The organism is Priestia sp. YIM B13490, assembly GCF_042787735.1.
Classification (GTDB): domain Bacteria; phylum Bacillota; class Bacilli; order Bacillales; family Bacillaceae_H; genus Priestia; species Priestia megaterium.
The window spans coordinates 226,509-248,826 of the sequence record NZ_JBHZOT010000006.1 but is presented as its reverse complement, the minus strand read 5'-3'; the positions used below and the strand labels follow the sequence as shown (position 1 = coordinate 248,826).

Here is a 22,318-nt window from a genome sequence, read left to right as displayed (position 1 = left end):
AAGTTATTCTTATAGTCCTTTAGCAGCGATGTATTGAGCAAGGTCTACTACACGGTTAGAATATCCGCTCTCGTTATCGTACCAAGAGATAACTTTAACCATGTTACCTTCCATTACCATTGTAGATAATGCATCGATTGTAGAAGAGTTGATGTTACCATTGTAGTCACCAGATACTAGTGGCTCTTCGCTGTAACCAAGGATACCTTTAAGATCGCCTTCAGCAGCTTCTTTAAGAGCGTTGTTTACATCTTCAACAGTTACTTCTTTGTCAAGTTCAGCAACTAAGTCTACTAAAGAAACGTTTGGAGTTGGAACACGCATAGCTCCACCGTTTAATTTACCTTTTAATTCAGGTAATACTAGAGATACAGCTTTAGCAGCACCAGTTGAAGTTGGGATGATGTTTTCAGCAGCTGCACGAGCACGACGGTAATCTTTGTGTGGTAAGTCTAAGATTTGTTGGTCGTTTGTGTAAGAGTGAACTGTTGTCATCATTCCGCGTTTAAGACCGAACTTGTCATTTAACACTTTAGCAAATGGCGCTAAGCAGTTAGTTGTACAAGAAGCGTTTGAAATTACGTTGTGGTTAGCCGCATCGTATTTGTCTTCGTTAACACCCATTACGATTGTGATATCTTCGTCAGATGCTGGAGCAGAGATGATTACTTTTTTAGCTCCTGCTTCTAAGTGTTTTGCAGCGTCAGCGCGTTTTGTGAAGAATCCAGTAGATTCAACAACGATTTCTACGCCTTGTTTGCCCCAAGATAATTGAGCTGGGTCACGTTCAGCAGAGATTTCGATTGTTTTACCGTTTACTACTAAGTTGCTACCATCTACTACTACTTCTGCATCTAATTTTCCGTGTACAGAATCATATTTTAAAAGGTGAGCAAGCATGTTAGCATCTGTTAAGTCGTTGATTGCTACTACTTCAACGTTATCATTTTTTAAAGCTGCGCGGAATACATTACGGCCGATACGACCAAATCCGTTAATACCAATTTTTACTGCCATGGGTATTTCCTCCTTGAATGTAAAAAGTATTTTTTATATGAGGGATTAATTAAAACCCCTTACTAACTCTTTTGCGGCGCCTTCATCTGTAATGAGAATCGAATCATGCGCTTGTTGCATAAACGCTTTAATTGCCTTTGCTTTTGATGAACCTCCTGCAACAGCAATAACACATTTATTGTTCTTTAAATCATCGAGTTGTATGCCAACTGTTTTAACTTTATGAACAACTTCGCCTTGATGATTAAAATAGTATCCAAATGCCTCACCTACAGCATGTCCATTTTTCACTTTTTCTAAGTCTGCTTGTGGTGTTTTACGGCGTTCTGCCATTGTCATAGCGTCTCCTATTCCGTGAACAACCATACCAGCGGACTTAATTAAATGAAGCATGTCTTTAATAGATGGTTCACCGATAATAGATCGGTATGCTTCATCACTAAGCTGATCTGGAACATGAAGCAAGCGATAGTGACTCATGGACTTTTCAGCCATCTTAGCACAAATCGTATTTGCTTGGTTTTGTACATTTTCCCCTAGCCCTCCGCGAGCAGGTACAAAAAGTACATCAGGGTGTTTTAAATCAGGTGTCATCATTTCGGCAACGGCGGCAAGCGTCGTACCACCTGTAACAGCAACGGTATTTTTTTGACCAACAAGGCGCTCCTTGATACACGAAACAGATGCTCGACCCATTTCATTTTTGACCCAAGGAGACTGATCACTATCTCCAGATACAACAACAACTTCTGATAAAGAAAACGCCTCTTTTAATGTTGTTTCCAATAACCGAAGTCCTGAAACTTCCTTCATTACTTCTTCTAATTCAGCCAGAAGGAGCTCTCCCTCATTTGTAAGCGTCATTCCACTAGGATAAATGTCAATCAAATCTTGTTCTTTTAAGAATGTTACTTCGCTTCGTAACACACGCTCTGTTAGCCCAAGGCTTACAGCTAAGTTTCTGCGGCCAATCGGCTGCATTAAACGTATGTATTGCAAGATTTGATAGCGCTTTTGCATAACTGAGAGAAGTTCAGGTAATAATTTTCGTTGTACTTCTATTAAAGAACGCATGTTAAAATCCCCTTAAGGCATAAACTCGCTGGACATTTTTTGTCCCGTATAGACATATTATGTCCCACCTTGCGCAAAAAAAATTCACCCTGCTACAAAATCTATTCTAACAGGAGTGAATCCTTTATTCAACTCATGTGTTGCCTATTTTTAAAAGTAAGCGTTTTCTTAACGGAATACCTGTTATTTTTCCATATTCTACTTCTTCTCCATCCATTTCTACTACAGGAATGGCAAGGTGATACTTTTCCAGCCACTCATCGTTTTTGTAAATATCTCGTTCAATAAGCTGAAAGGGAAACTCCGACTGCAGCTCTGCAAGCAGCTTCTTTGCATCATCGCATAAGTGACAGCCATTTTTAGTATACAGTACGACCTCCACATTCCCACTCCTTTACTGCGTGACAAAAAGTTTTCGTTGACTGGATGGTAGAACGTTTAATTGATCTCGATATTTGGCTACCGTTCTTCTTGAAATAGTAACGTTATAATTGCTTTGCAAAACGTTAGCCAACTGCTGATCTGAAAGCGGACGCTGTTTGTTTTCTTCTGCTACTAGCTTTTTAAGCAGTTCTTTTACGTGAGTTGTAGAAGTCGCTTCGTTGTTGCCCAGTTGAATACTAGTTGAAAAAAAAGATTTCATTGAAAAGGTGCCAAAAGGCGTTTGAATATATTTGTGCCGAGTAGCACGGCTAATCGTTGATTCATGCACAGACGTTTGTTCCGCTACTTCCTTCATTGTTAACGGCTTCAAATACGAAGGACCCTTTTTAAAAAATGCTTCTTGTTCAACGAGTAAGGTATTCATTAATGCGTTTAATGTATCTTTGCGTGTGTGTAAACTTTTCATAATCCATTGGAATTCACGATATTTCTCTTGCAAATAAGAAAACATTTCTTGGTTCTGCCTATTTTTCAGCTGAAGTTTGTATTGTTCATTCACTGAAAGTCGAGGTTCCAAATCCTCATTTGCATAAGCAACGACATTTCCATCTTCAATTTTTACAATAAAATCCGGTACAATGAATCGTTCATTGGACTTCATATAAAACGATCCAGGACGAGGATTTAATTTCTTAATCTGTTCATGTAAGTGTTGAAGAGCTTCAAGTGAGATTTGACATAACTTTGAGATTTTCATCCATTTTTTATACGCGAATTCCTCAAAGTGATGTGTCAAAATTTGCTCTATTTTTTCTGTCCATTGATTATTCCTTTTTAATTGAAGCATTAAGCACTCTTGTAAACTTCTTGCCCCTACTCCTGCCGGGTCCATCTGCTGCACAAGCTGGAGAGCCTTTTCAACCTGCTCCTGATCTTGGCCAAGCTGGTTAGCAAGTATGATTAACTCATCGTGCAAATAGCCAGCATCATCCAGGCTATTAATAACAAACTCAACGGCTGCCTGCTCACATTCATCTAACTTTAATAATGCGGATTGATTCATTAAATGTTCGTACAGCGTTTCTTTAGGAGCTGGTATACTGCTCATATAATCTGTTGAATCAGAAGTTGCATGATTTTTTTGATTGTGAGATGTATAGACGGGCAGCTCTGAAAAATCTATAAGCGGATTTTGAAGCGCCTGCTCATGTAAAAACGCTACAATATCCATCGATGAATATTGTAAAAGAGAAATAGCTTGTGATAATTCTTTTGACATCGTCAGCTTTAACGACTGCTGCTGAAATAATCCAATCTCCATTATTTCTCCCCTCCCCTTCATCTATTTTACTATAAAAACGCTTTCAAAGAGCATGTAACTATTTTTTATATGTAATTTTTTCATCAAAAAATCTTCGTCAACCTTTGTTAACGAAGCGGTTCATCCTATTTTTAATTATTAACCATCAAAAAAGTAATAGAGTTATGCACCTTTATAACTTTTCATTATAATTCGCACCAACCACATGATCCGAGTAATAATCCGACATGACGTTTTCTTCGTCATGTCGAATTTTCTGCATGTGTATAATATATAGAAAAATTGCTTATTGAATGGTTTGTGCCATTTGCATAAACTTGTCCAAGTTTTCTTCTTCATTTTTCGTGAAGATGATTAGCTTCATTGGTTTCTTTCCTTTAACCAACACGGCGTTTACCGTATGGTCCCCAGATGTGGCTTCATACCAAACAGAATCTTTGAAGATTCCATTCTCTTCAAGATTCTTTTTCTCTGCTGCATTTTTATTAACTGCTGTTGCCGTTTGTTTAACAGATTGAGCAGCGTCATCCATCGATACTTCTGATGAAAGCATTTCAATACGCATAAATTGAGAATCATCTGAAGTTAATACTAATGCATCTTTTCCTGGTTCTTCACCCGTTAGTTTATAACCGTCCATTACTTGAATAGAATAATCTTGTTCTGGGCTTTTTGTTAGTTTTGTTTCTGAAGAAGACGTTGACTGTCCATCTTCCGCTGTTTCGCTAGTTGATGATTGACTTCCTGAAGGTTTGGCTGAGACCTCGGAAGAATCCGCATCTTTTTTCGAATCTTCTTTTGCAGCGCCTGATGTTTGATCAGATTTAGAAGCTGTGTCCTGCTGAACATTTTCTGCTTGATCATTAGACTTCGGCTGAGCAGAATCTTCGTTCGTCCCGCATGCAGACAGCAATAATGCTACCGATGCACTGACAATGAAAATTTTGTTCATATATTTCATATTTATTCCTCCTCCGTGTTTCTTTTCCTTATATACTGTTTTATAGTATTCTGACAAATTCCGCAACCGGTACAATGGAATTAATTTCTTGCTTCCTTGCGCGTATAAAGGGTTGGAGGAGAAAAATAAATATTATTTTTTGAGAAGATGAGCCTTTTTACTCAAAATAAAAAACGTTGCGTAATCCGCAACGTTTTAAGACGCCCTCGACAGGATTCGAACCCACCCTAAGAGAACCGGAATCTCTTGTGCTATCCACTACACTACGAGGGCATATTTGTCACAACTTCCATTATAGGAGAGAAAACTTCTCTTTTCAATAGAATACTACGTTTATTTTTTTTAGAAGGGGGAAAAATTTTAATAATGTCAAAGAGGAATACATAGTCTTTTAAGCGAATATGTGTAGTAGAGGTTCTTTTGTTTGACCTTTATTGACCATACGTGTATTATAGGTACATAACAAATTATTCTTGTTAAGGAGGAATTTAATATGAACTTAATTCCTACAGTTATTGAACAAACAAACCGTGGTGAACGTGCTTATGACATTTATTCACGTTTGTTAAAAGACCGCATTATTATTTTAGGTAGTGCTATTGATGATAATGTAGCTAACTCAATCGTTTCTCAGCTTCTATTCTTAGCTGCTGAAGACCCAGAAAAAGATATCTCACTTTATATCAACAGTCCAGGTGGCTCTATTACAGCTGGAATGGCTATCTACGATACGATGCAATTCATTAAGCCAAAAGTTTCTACAATTTGTATCGGTATGGCTGCATCAATGGGTGCTTTCTTACTGGCTGCTGGTGAAAAGGGCAAACGTTTTGCTCTTCCAAACAGCGAAGTAATGATTCATCAACCTCTTGGTGGTGCTCAAGGACAAGCTACTGAAATCGAAATTGCGGCAAAACGTATTCTATTCTTACGCGAAAAACTAAATTCAATTTTAGCTGAGCGTACAGGTCAACCGTTAGAAGTGCTACAACGTGATACAGATCGTGATAATTTCATGACTGCTGAACGCGCTTTAGAATACGGTCTAATTGACAAAGTATTAGAAAACGACCCTAAATAAAAAAAAAGCCTTTCCCGCAGCGGGAAAGGCTTTTTTATGCGTCGTTCTCTACGTAAGCTACTAACGCATCCATTGCTTCTTTTTCATCTACCCCTTCAACGATGAGCGTAATAAGAGAACCGTTATTAATCGCTAAGCTCATTAACCCCATGATACTTTTAGCGTTGACCACTTTCTCATCTTTCTTCAAGTACACATCAGATGTAAAACGAGTTGCTTCTTGCACAAATAGTGCGGCAACACGAGCTTGTAATCCCGTTTTTAATTTTACTTCTACTTGTTTTTCCATAATAAAATCCTCCCCCTTGCAATTCCCCTTATGTGACTGGCTGACCGGCGCGAAGCTTGTCTGCTATTTGGTCAATTTTACGCAACCGATGGTTAATGCCCGATTTGCTAATTTGACCTCCCGATACCATCTCACCCAGCTCCTTTAACGTAACGTCTTGGTATTCCACACGTAAACGAGCAATTTCTCTTAGCTTTTCTGGTAAGATGTCTAAGCCAGCTGTTTCATCAATATAACGAATGTTTTCCACTTGACGAATAGCCGCTCCGATCGTTTTATTTAAGTTAGCTGTTTCACAATTAACTAAGCGATTAACGGAATTTCGCATATCTCGGACGATTCTTACATCCTCAAACCGTAACAGAGCGTTATGGGCTCCAATGATATTTAGAAACTCCGTAATTTTTTCAGCTTCTTTCAAATAGTTAATATAGCCTTTTTTCCGTTCTAATGTTTTACTATTCAATTGAAACTCGTTCATTAAATTGCATAAAGCTTCGTTGTGCTCTTCATACAATGAAAAGATTTCAAGATGGTACGATGATGTCTCTGGGTTATTAATAGAACCGCCGGCTAAAAATGCGCCTCTTAAGTAGGATCGCTTACAGCATTTTTTTTGTACTAGCTCTGGTGAAATACGATGTGTAAACGTGAATCCTTCTTCTACAATTTTTAAGTCTTCCAAAAGCATTCTCGTTTTCTCTACTAATCGAACAATATACACATTGTTTTTTTTCAACCGCATTTTCTTACGCACAAGCAGTTCTACTGACACATCATAATTTTTCTTAAGCAGGACATAAATGCGCCGAGCAATCGCTGCGTTTTCTGTTTGAACATCAACCGTGAATTTTTTATTCGAAAAAGAAAGTGAACCATTCATTCGAATTAATGCAGAAAGCTCTGCTTTTGCACAGCAATCTTTGACTTCTAAATTCGTTAACTCTTTTTTTGTTTCTGATGCAAATGACATAACTTCACCTCCAATCTACATACGGAAATAGTGTTAAACACCCGTATTCGCTTTACCTTGCAGCGATGTCAGCATAGAATACACAAGCTTTGCTACTTTTTTTGTATCATGCCTAATTACGCTGCCGTCATACTGAATAATTTGATCTTCAATCACTTCTAACCCTAATTTTAGCAATACTTCACGATCATATTCTACAGGCTGAGCCTGCTCTACTTGATATTTCTTTTTCAAAGGCGCTGGAATAGGCGCATTATTGACGATAATCGCATCTAAAAATGCACACGGCATATGATTGTAAAGCGCTTTAATATGATCACTTGCCTTAAAACCCAATGTCTCACCCGGCTGCGTCATCACGTTGCATACGTACACTTTCTTTGCTTTTGTCGAACAAAGCTCGTTACAAATATCCCGCACCAGTAAATTCGGCAAAATACTTGTATAAAGACTTCCGGGCCCCAACACAATTAAATCAGCGCGTCGAATCGCTTTTATTGTCTCGACAAGCGGCTTCACATCGGCGGGCGATAAAAATACTTTATTAATTTTTTTATTAACTTCTGGAATTTTAGATTCACCTGTTACGATGGATCCATCTTGCATCTCCGCATGCAGCACAACACTTTGATTAGCTGCTGGAAGTACTTTCCCTCTGACGTTTAGTACTTTGCTCATTTCTCGTATAGCATGCACAAAATCGCCAGTAATAGACGTCATAGCTGCAAGCAACAAATTGCCAAGAGAATGGCCTGTAAGCTCATTTCCTGTATCAAATCGATGCTGAAAAAGCTCTTCAACTAGTGGCTCTACATCTGATAAAGCAACTAGCACATTTCGAATATCACCAGGAGCAGGGATTTCAAGTTCATCGCGCAATCGGCCAGAACTTCCCCCGTCGTCTGCTACGGTTACGATGGCTGTAAGATCAAGAGGGTATTCCTTCAACCCTCTTAACAGCACTGGTAAACCCGTTCCTCCCCCAATGACGACAACTTTTGGAAGCTGTTCACTGCTCATCTATGATTTTCCTTTCTCCTCTCAATGTCACGATGAGAAATATGAGTTTTGTATTCATTCTGGAAATGGTGACCTAAATATTCAGCTAATGTGACGGAGCGATGCTGTCCGCCTGTGCATCCTATAGCAATGACCAGCTGGCTTTTACCTTCTCGCTTGTACTGTGGAAGCATAAACGAAAGTAAGTCTACTACTTTTTCAATGAACTTTTGAGTTTCCGTCCATTTTAATACGTAAGAAGAAACCTCTTCTTCAAGCCCTGTTTTAGGGCGCATATGGTCAATGTAGTGAGGGTTTGGCAAAAAGCGCACATCAAAGACTAAATCAGCGTCAATAGGTACACCATATTTAAAACCAAACGACATCACATTAACAGTAAAAACCTGTGAAGCGTGCGACGAAAACTGAGTTAAAATCTTTTCTCTAAGCTCTCTTGGTTTTAACTCTGACGTCTCATAAATAAGCTGAGCTCTTCCCTTTAATTCCTCAAGAAGCTCACGTTCCATACCAATTCCTTCTAAAGGTAAACCCGAAGGAGCTAGCGGATGTGAACGTCTCGTTTCTTTATAGCGCGTCACCAATACAGAATCTTTTGCATCTAAAAATAAAATTTGTGGCGTGACCCACGTTGTTTCACTCATGTTATCTAATGCTTCAAACAGGCTTTCAAAAAACTCTCTGCCTCGCAAGTCCATAACAAGAGCAACTTTATTCATTTTATTCCCTGACTCTTTCATGAGTTCTAAAAATTTCGGTAGCAATGTAGGGGGTAAATTATCTACACAAAAGAACCCTAAATCTTCAAAACTCTGAATTGCTACTGTTTTTCCTGCACCTGACATTCCAGTAATAATCACCAATTGAATATCGCTTACAGACCCAGTACTCATTTTCCATCCCCCTCAATCTATGCATACATGTCTATTTATCATTAACAAGGATCAATTCGATAAGATAATAACTCGAAATCCGTTGTATACGTAAAGTTGCCATAAATAACACCCGACCCTTTTGCTACATAATCGATAATGTGATGATCTCCCGGTGCCATCGGCAATTCACTTACTTCACTCAAATTATGCCAACCGAGTTTGCCTTCTTCTGATTCTAGCACATTTGTCCCATCAAAATCTGTAGCAAAAAAAGTAAACATCATCCATTCAGATGAAATTTGATCGTTTTCTTTCATCGTAAAAGTAAAGATACCTTTTACAGTGGGATTTTTCAAATAAATTCCCGTTTCTTCACGAAATTCTCTTACAACAGAGTCTTTTACAGATTCTCCTTGCTCCATTTTCCCACCCGGGGCCACCCACCAGTTTCTTCGTGGCTTTTGAAGCAACAATACTTTATCATCTTTCATTAATACACAATTTGTGACCCTTTGCATGTTTTCCACCTCATCATATGTATACTGACATTTTCTTTTATTATACTACGAAACAAACTTCTCTCACAACGGAGATGAACTAACTATTACTAAATTTTCTGAAAATAATCCATTGCTGTTATATACGTAAATTCAATCTGTTATAGTCACAAAAAAGAGGCATAGGAACACGTCCTATGCCCGACATACATATATTTTATAAAAGGGGGTCAATTACTATCTATATAGTACCCCATCAATGTTTCACAGGTGTTACAGAACAGTTAAAACCGAATTACGTTTTGTAAAAGATTGATTTCAGCCTTATTGCTGAATAGCTTTTAACTTTTCTTTTAACTCTTCTACATAGTGCTGAGCCGCTTGAGCAGCAATGCTGCCATCGCCTGTAGCTGTTACAATTTGACGAAGAGCCTTTTCACGAACGTCTCCAGCTGCGAACACACCTGGTACTTTTGTTTCCATTTGCTCGTTCGTTTCAATATATCCTTCTTTATTCGTGATGTTTAGGCTTTCGAATGGTTTTGTTAGTGGAACCATTCCAACATAAATGAATACGCCGTCCGCACCAAACTCGCGCTCTTCACCTGTTTTTGTATCTACCAACGTTACGCTTCCTACTTTACCGTCTTTTTCATTTACTTCTTTGACCGTCGTATTCCAAATAAAGTCAACTTTTTCGTTATCAAATGCACGCTGCTGTAGGATTTTCTGCGCGCGAAGCTCATCGCGTCGGTGAATAATTGTTACTTTTGTTGCGAAGCGTGTTAAATATACGCCTTCTTCAACCGCAGAGTCTCCACCGCCTACAACAACTAGCTCTTTACCTTTAAAGAATGCACCGTCACATACAGCACAATAAGATACGCCGCGGCCGCCTAGTTCTTTTTCTCCTGGCGCGCCTAATTTTTTATATTCAGCACCCGTAGCAACGATTACTGAACGTGTTTTATATTCTTTGCTGCCTGCACGAACTGTCTTGTATTCTTCTCCGTCGATGATTTCTTTAATATCACCGTACGCATATTCCGCACCGAATTTTTTTGCATGCTCAAACATTTTGTTAGAAAGGTCAGGACCAAGGATATGATCATAACCTGGATAGTTTTCTACATCTTCCGTATTAGCCATTTGACCGCCTGGAATTCCGCGTTCAATCATTAGTGTTGATAAATCTGCACGAGATGTATATACAGCAGCAGTCATACCTGCTGGACCTGCCCCAATAATAATGACATCATAAATTTTTTCTTCTGTCATTGCTTTACACTCCTTTTAGGAAATTCCTTCGTAGTTGATTCCAAATTTATGGATAATTATTTCGTTACCACTATCCTAATATGTTCTTCCTATTACCGTCTATTTTTTTGCTCAATTTAATAACGTATTCACAATTTTACTGTACTTTCTCACTGTTGCAGCGGAAATGGAATATTGTTTTGCCGCATCGGCTTGAGTAATAGACTGGTTTTGTTCTTTCGCCCATATATATGTGACGGCTGCGGCCCATGCATTTACGTTCACATGCTGAAAATCATAGGATTGTTTATATACCTGTACATATACATAAAACCAAAAGCTTAAAAGATCCTGGGTATCACTTTCATTCTGCGATTCCATCTCCAGTTCAATAACATCTGCCACCTCAAAAATCACATGTTGTTTATCCTGCCATACATACGTATATACTTCATCCAAAAGTGTACTCATATGTATGGACGACTTGATTTCTTCTAAAAGGAGCAGACGCTGCTGTTCAGGAAGCTTCTTCGCCATATACAAGCTGTAAAGCTGATCGTGAACATTTTTTGTTGCACACTTCTTTTTCGCTGTAACATCCACTTTCGATTGAAAAACCTTCGCAGCTTTTTGACTGATGCGCCAAGGCTCCTCTCCTTCTTTATCGGGAACGTCTTCCAATGCCAGCTTCCACATTTCTTTAGCGAACGCTTCACGTCCGGTATAGTAAGAGGCATATGAGAGCCAATAATGAAATGAGTTGTCTCCTTGAAATCCTTGTGTATAAAGCTTTTTTAACCATCTGTATGATAGTTTGTATTGACCAATCAATGCAAATGTTGCTCCAAGCTTATAGCGGTGTTCAAATGACATTGGATAAACGCGGCTAAGCCCGTCTGTAAGCTCCTCAACTTCTTTATGCTTATGGCAATAATAATAGAAAATCAGCTGATTGCATAACGCATGAAGATTTCCAGGGTTTTTCTCCAATACTTCATTCAGCAAATCCATTGCCTCATCAATTTTATTTAAATAAAAATAAGCTAACGCTAAATTATTATATGCAGACCAGAATTCTGGATACTCATCAATTATTTCAGTTAACAAATCCACTGCTTCTTCAAAATTCGTTGCTTCAAGCAGTCGTTTTGCTTGTTCTTGTTTTATAATCAGCATGTCGCCTAGCTGATTTTTAGGCTCTTCATCTTCTTCATCCACATCAATTGATAGTAAATCTAACAGATCTGTAGCCGATCGAAAGAGGTCACCATTTGGAAAATGCTCAATGTAATACATCGCGTATTTTTTTGATTCTTCAAACAGTCCAAGATGCGCATAGCTGTTGGCTATATAGTAGTAACAGCTTCCTAATGTATCGTCCATATGATGAATCACATGGAGAAAAAGCTCGTTGGCATCTTGATAATCTCCCTGCTCCGTTAAAGCTACTCCAACGTTTGTAAGAAGCTGTGGATTACGGGCATTTTCTTTGTTTGCACGCGTTAAATACTTGAGCGCTTTATCCGACTCCTCTTCTTCAAACGCCTGCAGCGCTTTTTCGAAATAGAAGTCACCCGTTTGCGAAAATGGAATTACTTGTGCCATTTTTTGAATTACTTTTGAGTGTTTTTCCATTAAGCCCTCCAAATAAGTTGATAATTTCGACGTTCGTAGTATATCACATTTGCCAAGAAGTTTAATACCTCTATTCAAAAAAGGAGCCTGTAAACAGTCGTTTCTGGACACAAATAAGAGAAGGTTTTGCCTCTTTTATCTAAAATGAGACAACTCCTTCTCTCCTTTCACTATGTAGCTATTAGCTAGAGTGACGCTCTTTTAATACTGATAGGACATCGTCTAAAGGCAGCTTTTGCTCACGAAGTAAAACAAGTACGTGGTACAATAAATCTGCAACTTCCCACTTCAGCTCATCATGGTCACGATTTTTTGCTGCAATAATCACTTCACCAGCTTCTTCTCCTACTTTTTTGAGGATTTTATCTACGCCTTTATCGAATAAGTACGTCGTATAAGCTCCTTCTGGCATTTCAGCTTCACGCTTAGCGATTACTTCTTCTAGCTCATTAATAATAGCAAACCGATTATCATTTTGTTTATTTTCACCAAGAATTGTTTCATTAAAGCAGCTGTAAGCGCCCGTATGACAAGCAGGACCTTGAGGCTCCACTTTTACAACAAGAGAATCAGCATCACAGTCATATGCCATGCTCACAATTTTTTGTGTGTTTCCAGAGGTTGCACCCTTATGCCACAACTCTTGTCGAGAACGGCTGTAAAACCATGTTTCACGTGTATCAATTGATTTTTGAAGTGATTCTTCGTTCATATAAGCCAATGTTAAAACTTCTTTGCTCACAGCATCTTGTACAATAGCTGGCACAAGTCCATCACTGTTGAATTTAATGTTTTCAATCGTCATCGAATGCTCACTCCTTGTTGTTTTGCATAGCTTTTAATTTCTTTTACAGATGTTTCTTTATAGTGAAAGATCGAAGCCGCCAAAGCCGCGTCAGCTTCCCCTTTTTCAAACGCATCCACAAAATCTTGACCATTTCCTGCGCCGCCAGAAGCAATAACAGGAACGCTCACCGCTTGGCTGACTGCTTTGGTTAATGCTAAATCAAACCCTGATTTTTCACCGTCTTTATCCATACTCGTTAACAAGATCTCACCCGCACCGCGCTTCACTGCTTCTCTGGCCCAGTCGATTACTTCCCAGTCCGTTGCGTTGCGGCCTCCGTGTGTGTAGACTCGCCATGATTGTAAGCTTTCATCGTACTTAGCATCGATGGCTACCACAATACACTGAGCTCCAAAAAAGTCGGACCCTTCTGTAATCAGTGTTGGATTGAGTACGGCCGCTGTATTTAATGACACTTTGTCTGCACCAGCACGAAGCATTCTTTTCATATCTTCTAATGCATTAATTCCTCCGCCCACCGTAAAAGGAATCGCTAGCTGAGATGCTACTTCTTCTACAACATGTACCATCGTTTTGCGTCCTTCATGAGAAGCAGAAATGTCTAAAAAGACTAATTCGTCTGCGCCTTCTTCATCGTAAAATTTCGCCAATTCTACAGGATCTCCTGCATCTCGAAGTTCCACAAACTGAACTCCTTTTACCACACGGCCGTCCTTTACATCTAAACAAGGAATGATTCGTTTTGTAATCATTACGCTTTCACCTCTTGAAGTGCTTCAGCTACTGTAAACTTATTTGTATAAAGTGCTTTCCCTACGATGGCACCAATAACACCGTCAGCTTCATATTTCTTTAGTGCATCTAGATCAGCAAGTTTACTAACTCCCCCTGATGCAATCACACCTTTTCCAGTAGCCTTAGCCATTTCAACAATTCCTTCCACATTAGGACCAGACAGCATACCATCAGTAGAAATATCCGTGAAAATAAATGTTTCCGCACCAACATTAGCCAATTCTTTTCCTAGTTCTGTCGCTTTGATTGTAGATGTTTCCACCCAGCCTTCCGTCGCAACATAGCCATCACGTGCATCAATACCAATAGCAATACGCGCACCATATTCCTTCAGCATTTTTTTCACAAATTCAGGATTAGAAATAGCTGCACTTCCTAAAATAACACGGTCAATTCCGTTTTCTAAATAGTAAGCAACGTCAGCTTCTGAGCGAATGCCTCCTCCAATTTGCACACGTACATCTAATTTCTTTTTCACGCCTAGCACAAATTCATCATTCACGCGCTTGGCCGCTTTTGCGCCGTCTAAATCAACCATGTGAATCCACTGAGCGCCTTCACTTGCGAATTGTGTGGCCATATCTACCGGAGAATCTCCGTACACCGTTTCTTTTGAGTAATCTCCTTGAAGCAAACGGACGCACTTTCCTCCGCGCATATCAATGGCTGGATATATTTCAAATTTGCTCATACGATGGGCTCCTTTTCTCTACGAAGTTTGCATAATTTTGCAGCATTTGCATTCCGATTGCACTGCTTTTTTCAGGGTGGAATTGAGTGCCAAATACGTGTTCTTTTCCAACAACTGCTGGAACTTCGACATCATAAGGACTTGTTGCTAAAAGCACGTCTTGATCATTTGTTTTTACGTAATAAGAGTGAACAAAGTACACATGACCTTCACTGATTCCATCAAGCAGAGCAGACTGCTGATGAAAATCTAAAGAGTTCCAGCCCATATGGGGAACTTTATATGTCTGTCCTTCGGCAGTAATGCCGGGAATACGCTCGACTCTCCCTTTTAACAGTTCCAGCCCTTTTGTTACGCCGTTCTCATCGCTTTCTTCAAATAAAAGCTGCATACCTAAACAAATTCCAAGCAAAGGCATTCCTTTTGCTACTTCTTCTTTAATAAAGTCCGTCAGCTTTGTTTGATTCAGCTGTTCCATCGCATCTTTGAATGCTCCAACTCCAGGAAGAATCAGCCCTTTTGCCTTTCTTAGTTCTGCAGGATCTGCCGAGATAATACAATCATAGTTTAATCGTTCAAGAGCTTTACTTACGCTGTATAAGTTGCCCATCCCATAGTCGATAATTCCAATCATTTACAACATCCCTTTCGTCGAAGGCACACCTTTGACACGCGGATCAATCGTTGTCGCTTCGTCCAAAGCACGTGCTAAAGCCTTAAACACCGCTTCAATAATGTGGTGCGTATTTTTACCGTAGTGTACAATTACATGTACATTCATGCGAGATTCTAATGCAAATTTCCATAAAAATTCATACACAAGCTCTGTATCAAATGTACCGACGCGCGGCGCGGGAATATCACCTTTAAATTCAAAATGAGGACGATTGCTTAAATCTACTACCACTTGAGCCAACGCGTCATCCATTGGTACGAAAGCATTTCCATAGCGCTTAATTCCTTTTTTATCACCGAGCGCTTCTTTGAACGTTTGACCAAGGCAAATACCGATATCTTCCGTTGTATGGTGATCATCAATCTCCGTGTCTCCATCTGCTTTTACATCAAGGTTAAACTGTCCGTGTTTTGTAAATAAATCGAGCATATGATTTAAAAAAGGAACGCCTGTATCAATGCTCGCTTTTCCTTCTCCATCGATTCCAATCGCTAATGCAATATCCGTTTCGTTTGTTGTACGTTTAATACTTGACTCTCTCATTGTGAAACTCCTTTCAACTGTGCATGTAATAAGTAAAGAAAAGAACATTTCTACTCTTTTCTTTTAATCTCCACCTTATTTTTTAAAGCGTTCTTCAACCGCCCTTGCATGAGCTTCTAGCCCTTCTAAACGAGCAAATGCTGCGATTTTCGAGACATTTTTCTGCAGAGCTTGTTGGCTGTATGAAATGATACTAGACTTTTTCACAAATGAATCAACTGATAAAGGACTTGAGAATTTTGCTGTCCCATTTGTTGGAAGAACATGGTTTGGTCCCGCGAAATAATCGCCAACAGGTTCTGAGCTGTATCTTCCTAGAAAAATAGCACCGGCATGACGAATGGAACCTAAAAGTTCAAGCGGACTTTCAGTCATAATTTCTAAATGCTCAGGAGCTAATTGATTAACAGCTTCAATCGCTTCTTCTAATGACCCGGTCACATAAATAGCGCCATGGTTATCAATAGAAGGTTTTGCAATTTCTTTACGAGGTAAAGATTCCACTTGTCTTTCCACTTCTTCTTTAACAGCTTCGGCTAATTTCATAGAAGGTGTAACTAAAATACTTGAAGCTAATTTGTCATGTTCTGCTTGAGACAATAAATCAGCGGCCACTTCGTTCGGCTTAGCCGTATCGTCTGCTAGTACGACAATTTCACTAGGTCCAGCAATTGAGTCAATGTCTACTAAGCCATATACTTCCCTTTTCGCTAATGCAACAAAGATATTACCTGGCCCTACAATTTTATCGACGGATTGAATTGTTTCTGTTCCATAGGCAAGTGCCCCTACTGCCTGAGCTCCCCCTACTTTATAAATCTCTTTGACCCCAAGCTCACTCGCTGCTACCACTACTCCAGCAGGAAGCGCGCCGTCTTTTCCTGGAGGTGAAACCATCACGATACGTTTTACACCTGCCACTTGAGCAGGAATGACATTCATTAAAACGGAAGAAGGATAAGCCGCAAGGCCTCCCGGTACATAAACACCTACTGCATCTAAAGGCGTTACTTTCTGCCCTAAAATGGTTCCATCTTCTTTTGTTGTCATCCAAGACTGCTCGACCATTCTTTCGTGGTAATCACGAATGTTGTCAGCAGCTTCACGAATGATTGACAGCATATCTGCATCAACCAGCTCATAAGCACGCTTCTTTTCTTGTTCTGTCACAAGCAAAGAAGAAAGCTCAACGCCGTCAAATTGGGCTGTATACCTTTTTAAAGCTTCGTCTTTTTGCTCTTGCACCTGCTTTAAAATATTTACGACAATTTCTCTTTGAGCACTCGTTCCTTGATCAATCGTACGTTTTAAGCTCACTTGTTCTGTTACACGTGTAATTTTCAATGTATGTCACCTCTTTTATACAGGTTGAACCACTTGGGCTAAACGATTCACTAAATCATCAATTCGTTCGTCTTTTAAACGATAGCTCACAGGGTTCACAATCAAACGCGATGTAATATCTTCAATGTGCTCCAATTCAACAAGTCCGTTCTCTTTTAGTGTTTGTCCTGTTGATACAATATCAACGATCCGATCAGCCAGGCCGATTAAAGGCGCTAATTCAATGGAACCATTCAATTTAATAATTTCTACTTGCTCTCCTTGCTCCCTGAAATAAGTAGATGCTACATTTGGATATTTGGTTGCCACTTTTTGAGCAATTTCTGATTTTTTAGCATTAGGCAAACCGGCAACGGCCAGATGACATTTACTAATATTTAAATCCAACAGCTCATAGACATCTCTTTCTTCTTCTAACATTACGTCTTTACCTGCAATACCAAGATCCGCTACCCCGTATTCTACATAAGTAGTAACGTCCATTGGTTTTGCTAAAATAAAGCGCATGTTCTCTTCAGGAATGTCTACAATCAGCTTGCGCGAATCGTCAAATTCTGGCGGCAATTGAAAGTCTGCTTGACGCAAAAGTTCAGCTGCTTCTTCAAAAATACGTCCTTTTGGCATTGCAATTGTTAATAGTTCACTCATTATTGTCCCCCCTTGCCTCGTTTTCCAATTAGAAACGTGACTTCTTCAAACTGTGCAGTAAATACATCAACATCATCAACGCCTGCAATTTCCTGAGTCACTACCCGGTATCCTTGCTTGCGCTGTTCAGCAGCTAAAGCTAATGCCTCATCTAAACGCTCCTGGCTATATAATATGCCGTATACTGCTGAAGGCTCATATACTTCTTCGCCCAGCGCTTCAATTAAGCGGTCGAGCTGAATTCCAAATCCTGTAGCTGGTGTTTTAGACGCAAATTTTTCAAGAAGCTGGTCATAACGTCCTCCATTACCGATATGGAAACCAACGTTTTCAGCAAAGACTTCAAATAAAATACCTGTGTAATAGCTCATATGACTGACTAAGTTAAAATCAATTTTAATTTCATCCGTTACACCGTACGCATCAAGCATATTCCATAGCTTTTTCAAATCACCGGCTGCTTTTTTACCAGCTTCGTTTTCAACTAGTTCAACCGCTTCTTCAATCTTCTTTTCATCTCCGCGCAGGTTAAGCAGCTGAAGGAGACGCTGTTTATCAATAGAAGATAGATTCAAATCTTTTACATGATTACGATAACCCACGTAATTTTTCTCATATAAAAAGCGGCGAAGCACGTTAGCACGTTCTTCATTTCCGACAATTTCTAAAAAAAGCGAATTAACAAACCCGATGTGGCCAATTGCCACTTTAAATGATTTAAGTCCCGCTCTTTTTAACGCGCCGATCATGAGAGCAATCACTTCAGCATCGCTGCTCATCGTAGCGTCTCCAATTAGCTCAACGCCTATTTGTTCAAACTCCGCCGGGCGGCCGCCCTCACGCTGCTGAGCTCGGAATACATTTGCTTCATAAGCTAAGCGCAAAGGAGAATTATTTAAAAGTTTTGAAGCGGCCACACGTGCAAATGGCGTTGTTACATCCGGTCGCAGCACAAGCGTATGCCCTTCTTTATCTAAAAGTTTAAACAATTGTTGATCTAAAATAGCTGATGCGCTTCCTACCGTCTCGTAGTATTCCACAGTAGGCGTTGCCATATATTGATAGCCCCAGCTGCTGATTTCATCTGCCAGCTGATTGCGAACTTGTTTTTTTCTTTCAAAAAGAGCTGGCAGGGTATCTCTCATTCCAAGGGGTTTTTCAAACATAAATAACTTTGACATTCCGACACGTCCTTTAAGCTTGATTTTATCTATTATTGATAGGTTGATTTCGCTTTATCACGCTAATGTATTAGCGGAATAACAAATTAAAGTTATTGATAGTTTACACCCGATAAAGTCAGCCGTCAACCGCCAGCTGTTCAAATTTACAAAAAAAACCACAGCTTAGTTCTTGCTAAGTTGTGGCTTTAGGCTCTGCTTCCTTGCGCTTTTCCATTTCTTCTTTTGTATAGATGACACGCATAGGGTTACCTCCAACAAAGAAACCGGGTGCTACATCTTTATGAACCACCGTTCCAGCCGCTACAACCGCTCCGTTGCCGATTGTTACGCCTGGAAGGATGGTGCTATTTGCTCCAATCATCACTTCATCCCCAATGATGACATCTCCAAGACGATATTCCGTTATCAGATATTCATGAGCGAGAATAGTTGTATTGTATCCGATAACCGTATTGCGTCCTACTTGTATTTTTTCAGGAAACATAATATCGAGCATCACCATAAGGGCAAAGGATGTTTGAGGTCCTACTTTCATCCCTAGGCACGCTTTGTACAGCCAGTTTTTCATCGAAAGAAAAGGCGTATAGCGAGCGCATTGAATGATTAGGAAGTTGCGCACTACTTTCCAAAAAGGCACGGTCTTATAGACATGCCAAAGGGAATTAGCTCCTTTAACCGGATAGCGCGTCGTTTTTCTCACTGACGTTCTCCTTTTAATATATCAATTAAATCCGTCATATTCTCTAAAATAATATCAGGATTATAAGAAGCGATATGATCTCTTCCTTTTGCGCTCCAAGCAACTCCAGCTGTTTTCGTATAAGCTCTTTGGCCAGAAACGATGTCATGATGGTTATCTCCCACCATCAGCGCTTCTTCAGGTTTAGCATTAAGCAGCTTCAGTGCTTTTTCTACTGGCTCAGGATGCGGCTTTGCATTTGTTACGTCTTCAATTGCAACAATCGTATCAAAGAACTGGTCTAACTTTGTTAACTTAAGCCCCATCATGACCGTATTTCTTTGCTTTGTTGTGACAATGCCTAATTTATAATTCTGCTCGTGCAGCCATTTAACTGTTTCAAGTACGCCTTCAAATTCTTTAACAAGCAAATCATGATTAGCTAGATTATGCGTGCGATACATCTCAATCATTTCGTTTACTTTCGTTTTATCCATTTCTACAAACGTGTCGTATAAAGGAGGTCCCATAAACTGTAAAATATCTTCACGAGTATATTGTTCAGGATAATAGTGATTAAGCGTATGAGTAAACGAAGCAATAATTAATTCATTTGTATCAATTAACGTACCGTCTAAATCAAACAAAACCGTATTAATCGTCATTATTCATTTCCTTCCCTTGCGTCAAATCAAGTTTGTGTAAATCTTGTAGCTTTTCTTCATTTACGCCTTAGATTGTGCTTCTTCATTCTCTAAGTATTTCTGTTTACTCATGCCCGTCACGCGGCGGACAATAATTAAAATAATGGCTATTACAATCAGTGCGAGTGAAACAACTTGAGCGATTCTGAGTGTATGCGTCAGCATTAAACTATCCGTGCGAAGCCCTTCTACAAAGAAGCGTCCAACTGAGTACCAGATTAAATAAGATAAGAAAATTTCTCCTTTTCGCAGACTGGTGCGGCGAAGTACCATCAACAGGATAAATCCGGCAAAATCCCATAATGATTCGTATAAAAACGTAGGATGGTAGTATGTACCGTTAATATACATTTGGTTAATGATAAAATTTGGAAGGTGCAACCCTTCTAAAAAAGCACGGGTAACCGGGCCCCCATGTGCCTCTTGATTCATAAAGTTTCCCCAGCGCCCAATGGCTTGGCCAAGGATTAAACTAGGCGCAGCAATATCAGCCAACTTCCAAAATGAAATTTTTTTTACTTTCGAATACACAATGGCAGTTAATACGCCTCCGATTAAGCCCCCATGAATGGCAATCCCACCTTGCCAAATCTGAGGTATTTCATTTAAATGCTTTGAATAGTATCCCCATTCAAAGGATACATAATAAATTCGTGCACAAATAATAGCTATTGGCACAGCAAATAAGATAAGATCAACAAATGTATCTTTTGATAAGCCTCTTCTTACACTTTCTCTTGTCGCAATATAAAGACCTAATAGAACACCTGCACCGATAATTACGCCGTACCAGTAGACCGTTAGAGGGCCAATTTCAAGGAAAACGCGATCTAACGGCTGAATAGTTGCTTCCACAAGTTAACACCCTTTCTTATAAATCTTCACGATCTCCTTCTTCAATTACATCTGTTAGACGTGCAGAAAATTGTTCTGCTGCGTTAATACCCATACGCTTTAAGCGGAAGTTCATTGCCGCCACTTCAATGATAACAGCTAAGTTTCGTCCCGGACGTACTGGCAATGTAATTTTTGTAACGTCTGTATCAATAATTTTCATTTTATCTTCTTCTAAACCAAGGCGATCATAATGTTTCTGCTGATCCCATGTCTCTAACTGAATAACAAGTGAAATTCGCTTATAGCTTCGTACAGCTCCTGCGCCGAATAGCGTCATCACATTGATGATCCCTAGTCCTCGAATTTCAAGCAAATGCTCGATTAAACCAGGCGCATTTCCTACAAGCGTGTCTTGATCTTCTTGACGGATTTCCACACAGTCATCGGCTACTAGACGATGTCCCCTCTTAACAAGCTCTAGAGCTGTTTCACTTTTACCAACGCCGCTTTTTCCCATGATTAATACACCAATTCCGTATATATCGACTAATACGCCGTGCATGGCAGTAGTAGGTGCTAGCCGGCTTTCAAGAAAATTCGTTAAATGGCTGGAAAGTCGCGTTGTTTTAAAGCTTGAACGCAGCACAGGAACTGATTCACGCTCTGAAGCTTCGATAAGTTCTTTCGGTACATCCATTTCGCGCGAAACAATGATAGCCGGCGTGATATCTGTACACATCTTTTCCATTCGAACTTTTTTTTGTTCATCATCTAATTGTTTAAAAAATGATAGTTCTGTTTTACCTAACAGCTGGATACGTTCTGCTGGGTAATATGTAAAATAACCTGCCATTTCAATACCTGGACGTGAAATATCACTTGTTGAAATAGGGCGGTCGATTCCTTCTTCTCCGCTAATAAGTTCTAATTTAAATTTCTCAATGATGTCTTTTGTACGTACTTTAACCACCGTGCATCCTCCTTTTATGAACAGTCATATACCTGTTCATGTCTACAGTATATCCAAC

General features: G+C 39.5%; 25 protein-coding genes and 1 tRNA gene. 1 reads left to right on the top strand and 25 read right to left on the bottom strand.

Going from position 1 to position 22,318, the window contains the following annotated elements:
- Window positions 1–9: 9 nt before the first annotated feature.
- From gap to ACFX4R_RS19330, 6 genes are all read right to left on the bottom strand, one after another.
- Window positions 10–1,017 carry a type I glyceraldehyde-3-phosphate dehydrogenase gene (gene gap / locus ACFX4R_RS19355; RefSeq protein WP_013059702.1) on the bottom strand — a complete coding sequence of 336 codons (1,008 nt, stop codon included), beginning with the start codon at window positions 1,015–1,017 and terminating at the stop codon, window positions 10–12.
- A gap of 45 nt (window positions 1,018–1,062) precedes the next feature.
- On the bottom strand, window positions 1,063–2,091 hold the full coding sequence (locus tag ACFX4R_RS19350) for a sugar-binding transcriptional regulator (RefSeq protein WP_043977320.1): 1,029 nt from the start codon (window positions 2,089–2,091) through the stop codon (window positions 1,063–1,065).
- Window positions 2,092–2,224: 133 nt separating this feature from the next.
- The gene (locus ACFX4R_RS19345) at window positions 2,225–2,473 is read right to left on the bottom strand and encodes a glutaredoxin family protein (protein WP_043977322.1); all 249 of its coding nucleotides are present in this window, start codon (window positions 2,471–2,473) and stop codon (window positions 2,225–2,227) included.
- A 12-nt stretch (window positions 2,474–2,485) separates the two neighbouring features.
- Entirely contained in the window at window positions 2,486–3,796 is a 1,311-nt protein-coding gene (rpoN, locus tag ACFX4R_RS19340; RefSeq protein WP_043977325.1) for an RNA polymerase factor sigma-54, read from the bottom strand.
- A gap of 286 nt (window positions 3,797–4,082) precedes the next feature.
- Window positions 4,083–4,757, bottom strand: coding sequence for a hypothetical protein (locus ACFX4R_RS19335; RefSeq protein ID WP_377570093.1), 675 nt, complete (start codon window positions 4,755–4,757; stop codon window positions 4,083–4,085).
- Between the two features lie 201 nt (window positions 4,758–4,958).
- Window positions 4,959–5,030: transfer RNA gene (locus ACFX4R_RS19330), tRNA-Arg, on the bottom strand.
- Window positions 5,031–5,250: 220 nt separating this feature from the next.
- Between ACFX4R_RS19330 and clpP the strand changes: the two genes are divergently transcribed.
- On the top strand, window positions 5,251–5,838 hold the full coding sequence (clpP, locus tag ACFX4R_RS19325; RefSeq protein ID WP_013059707.1) for an ATP-dependent Clp endopeptidase proteolytic subunit ClpP: 588 nt from the start codon (window positions 5,251–5,253) through the stop codon (window positions 5,836–5,838).
- A gap of 34 nt (window positions 5,839–5,872) precedes the next feature.
- On the opposite strand, the gene ACFX4R_RS19320 is transcribed toward clpP, so the two are convergent.
- The 19 genes from ACFX4R_RS19320 to hprK form a co-directional block, all read right to left on the bottom strand.
- Window positions 5,873–6,127 (bottom strand): HPr family phosphocarrier protein, encoded by a 255-nt coding sequence (locus ACFX4R_RS19320; protein ID WP_013059708.1) that lies wholly within the window; start codon window positions 6,125–6,127, stop codon window positions 5,873–5,875.
- Window positions 6,128–6,155: 28 nt separating this feature from the next.
- Window positions 6,156–7,100 carry a DNA-binding protein WhiA gene (gene whiA / locus ACFX4R_RS19315; RefSeq protein ID WP_013085390.1) on the bottom strand — a complete coding sequence of 315 codons (945 nt, stop codon included), beginning with the start codon at window positions 7,098–7,100 and terminating at the stop codon, window positions 6,156–6,158.
- A gap of 33 nt (window positions 7,101–7,133) precedes the next feature.
- The gene (locus ACFX4R_RS19310; RefSeq protein ID WP_097824888.1) at window positions 7,134–8,120 is read right to left on the bottom strand and encodes a gluconeogenesis factor YvcK family protein; all 987 of its coding nucleotides are present in this window, start codon (window positions 8,118–8,120) and stop codon (window positions 7,134–7,136) included.
- On the bottom strand, window positions 8,117–9,010 hold the full coding sequence (gene rapZ, locus ACFX4R_RS19305) for an RNase adapter RapZ (protein ID WP_013059711.1): 894 nt from the start codon (window positions 9,008–9,010) through the stop codon (window positions 8,117–8,119). The genes ACFX4R_RS19310 and rapZ overlap by 4 nt, the downstream gene beginning before the upstream one ends.
- Window positions 9,011–9,051: 41 nt before the next feature.
- Entirely contained in the window at window positions 9,052–9,510 is a 459-nt protein-coding gene (locus ACFX4R_RS19300) for an 8-oxo-dGTP diphosphatase (protein ID WP_013059712.1), read from the bottom strand.
- Window positions 9,511–9,813: 303 nt separating this feature from the next.
- The gene (gene trxB / locus ACFX4R_RS19295; protein WP_013059713.1) at window positions 9,814–10,767 is read right to left on the bottom strand and encodes a thioredoxin-disulfide reductase; all 954 of its coding nucleotides are present in this window, start codon (window positions 10,765–10,767) and stop codon (window positions 9,814–9,816) included.
- 111 nt (window positions 10,768–10,878) lie between these two features.
- Complete coding sequence (locus tag ACFX4R_RS19290) at window positions 10,879–12,381, bottom strand: tetratricopeptide repeat protein (RefSeq protein WP_043977338.1); 1,503 nt, start codon at window positions 12,379–12,381, stop codon at window positions 10,879–10,881.
- A 181-nt stretch (window positions 12,382–12,562) separates the two neighbouring features.
- Complete coding sequence (hisIE, locus tag ACFX4R_RS19285; protein ID WP_013059715.1) at window positions 12,563–13,186, bottom strand: bifunctional phosphoribosyl-AMP cyclohydrolase/phosphoribosyl-ATP diphosphatase HisIE; 624 nt, start codon at window positions 13,184–13,186, stop codon at window positions 12,563–12,565.
- Window positions 13,183–13,941 carry an imidazole glycerol phosphate synthase subunit HisF gene (hisF, locus tag ACFX4R_RS19280; RefSeq protein ID WP_016765868.1) on the bottom strand — a complete coding sequence of 253 codons (759 nt, stop codon included), beginning with the start codon at window positions 13,939–13,941 and terminating at the stop codon, window positions 13,183–13,185. The genes hisIE and hisF overlap by 4 nt, the downstream gene beginning before the upstream one ends.
- Window positions 13,941–14,675 (bottom strand): 1-(5-phosphoribosyl)-5-[(5-phosphoribosylamino)methylideneamino]imidazole-4-carboxamide isomerase, encoded by a 735-nt coding sequence (hisA, locus tag ACFX4R_RS19275; protein WP_377570091.1) that lies wholly within the window; start codon window positions 14,673–14,675, stop codon window positions 13,941–13,943. Before hisA ends, hisF begins: the two co-directional genes overlap by 1 nt.
- Window positions 14,662–15,309: an imidazole glycerol phosphate synthase subunit HisH gene (gene hisH, locus ACFX4R_RS19270; protein WP_377570089.1), complete on the bottom strand. Its 648-nt coding sequence runs from the start codon at window positions 15,307–15,309 to the stop codon at window positions 14,662–14,664. Before hisH ends, hisA begins: the two co-directional genes overlap by 14 nt.
- Window positions 15,310–15,894 (bottom strand): imidazoleglycerol-phosphate dehydratase HisB, encoded by a 585-nt coding sequence (gene hisB / locus ACFX4R_RS19265; RefSeq protein ID WP_043977358.1) that lies wholly within the window; start codon window positions 15,892–15,894, stop codon window positions 15,310–15,312.
- A 75-nt stretch (window positions 15,895–15,969) separates the two neighbouring features.
- Entirely contained in the window at window positions 15,970–17,238 is a 1,269-nt protein-coding gene (gene hisD, locus ACFX4R_RS19260) for a histidinol dehydrogenase (protein ID WP_013085399.1), read from the bottom strand.
- A 15-nt stretch (window positions 17,239–17,253) separates the two neighbouring features.
- Window positions 17,254–17,886, bottom strand: coding sequence for an ATP phosphoribosyltransferase (hisG, locus tag ACFX4R_RS19255; RefSeq protein ID WP_013059721.1), 633 nt, complete (start codon window positions 17,884–17,886; stop codon window positions 17,254–17,256).
- A complete protein-coding gene (locus ACFX4R_RS19250; protein ID WP_043977360.1) occupies window positions 17,886–19,067 on the bottom strand; it encodes an ATP phosphoribosyltransferase regulatory subunit in 1,182 nt (393 codons plus the stop codon). Before ACFX4R_RS19250 ends, hisG begins: the two co-directional genes overlap by 1 nt.
- 175 nt (window positions 19,068–19,242) lie before the next feature.
- Window positions 19,243–19,770: an acyltransferase gene (locus tag ACFX4R_RS19245; protein ID WP_097824890.1), complete on the bottom strand. Its 528-nt coding sequence runs from the start codon at window positions 19,768–19,770 to the stop codon at window positions 19,243–19,245.
- Window positions 19,767–20,414 carry a pyrophosphatase PpaX gene (ppaX, locus tag ACFX4R_RS19240; protein WP_028409653.1) on the bottom strand — a complete coding sequence of 216 codons (648 nt, stop codon included), beginning with the start codon at window positions 20,412–20,414 and terminating at the stop codon, window positions 19,767–19,769. Before ppaX ends, ACFX4R_RS19245 begins: the two co-directional genes overlap by 4 nt.
- A gap of 60 nt (window positions 20,415–20,474) precedes the next feature.
- Complete coding sequence (gene lgt, locus ACFX4R_RS19235; RefSeq protein WP_013085403.1) at window positions 20,475–21,308, bottom strand: prolipoprotein diacylglyceryl transferase; 834 nt, start codon at window positions 21,306–21,308, stop codon at window positions 20,475–20,477.
- 16 nt (window positions 21,309–21,324) lie between these two features.
- Window positions 21,325–22,260 (bottom strand): HPr(Ser) kinase/phosphatase, encoded by a 936-nt coding sequence (gene hprK, locus ACFX4R_RS19230; protein WP_013085404.1) that lies wholly within the window; start codon window positions 22,258–22,260, stop codon window positions 21,325–21,327.
- Window positions 22,261–22,318: the final 58 nt, after the last annotated feature.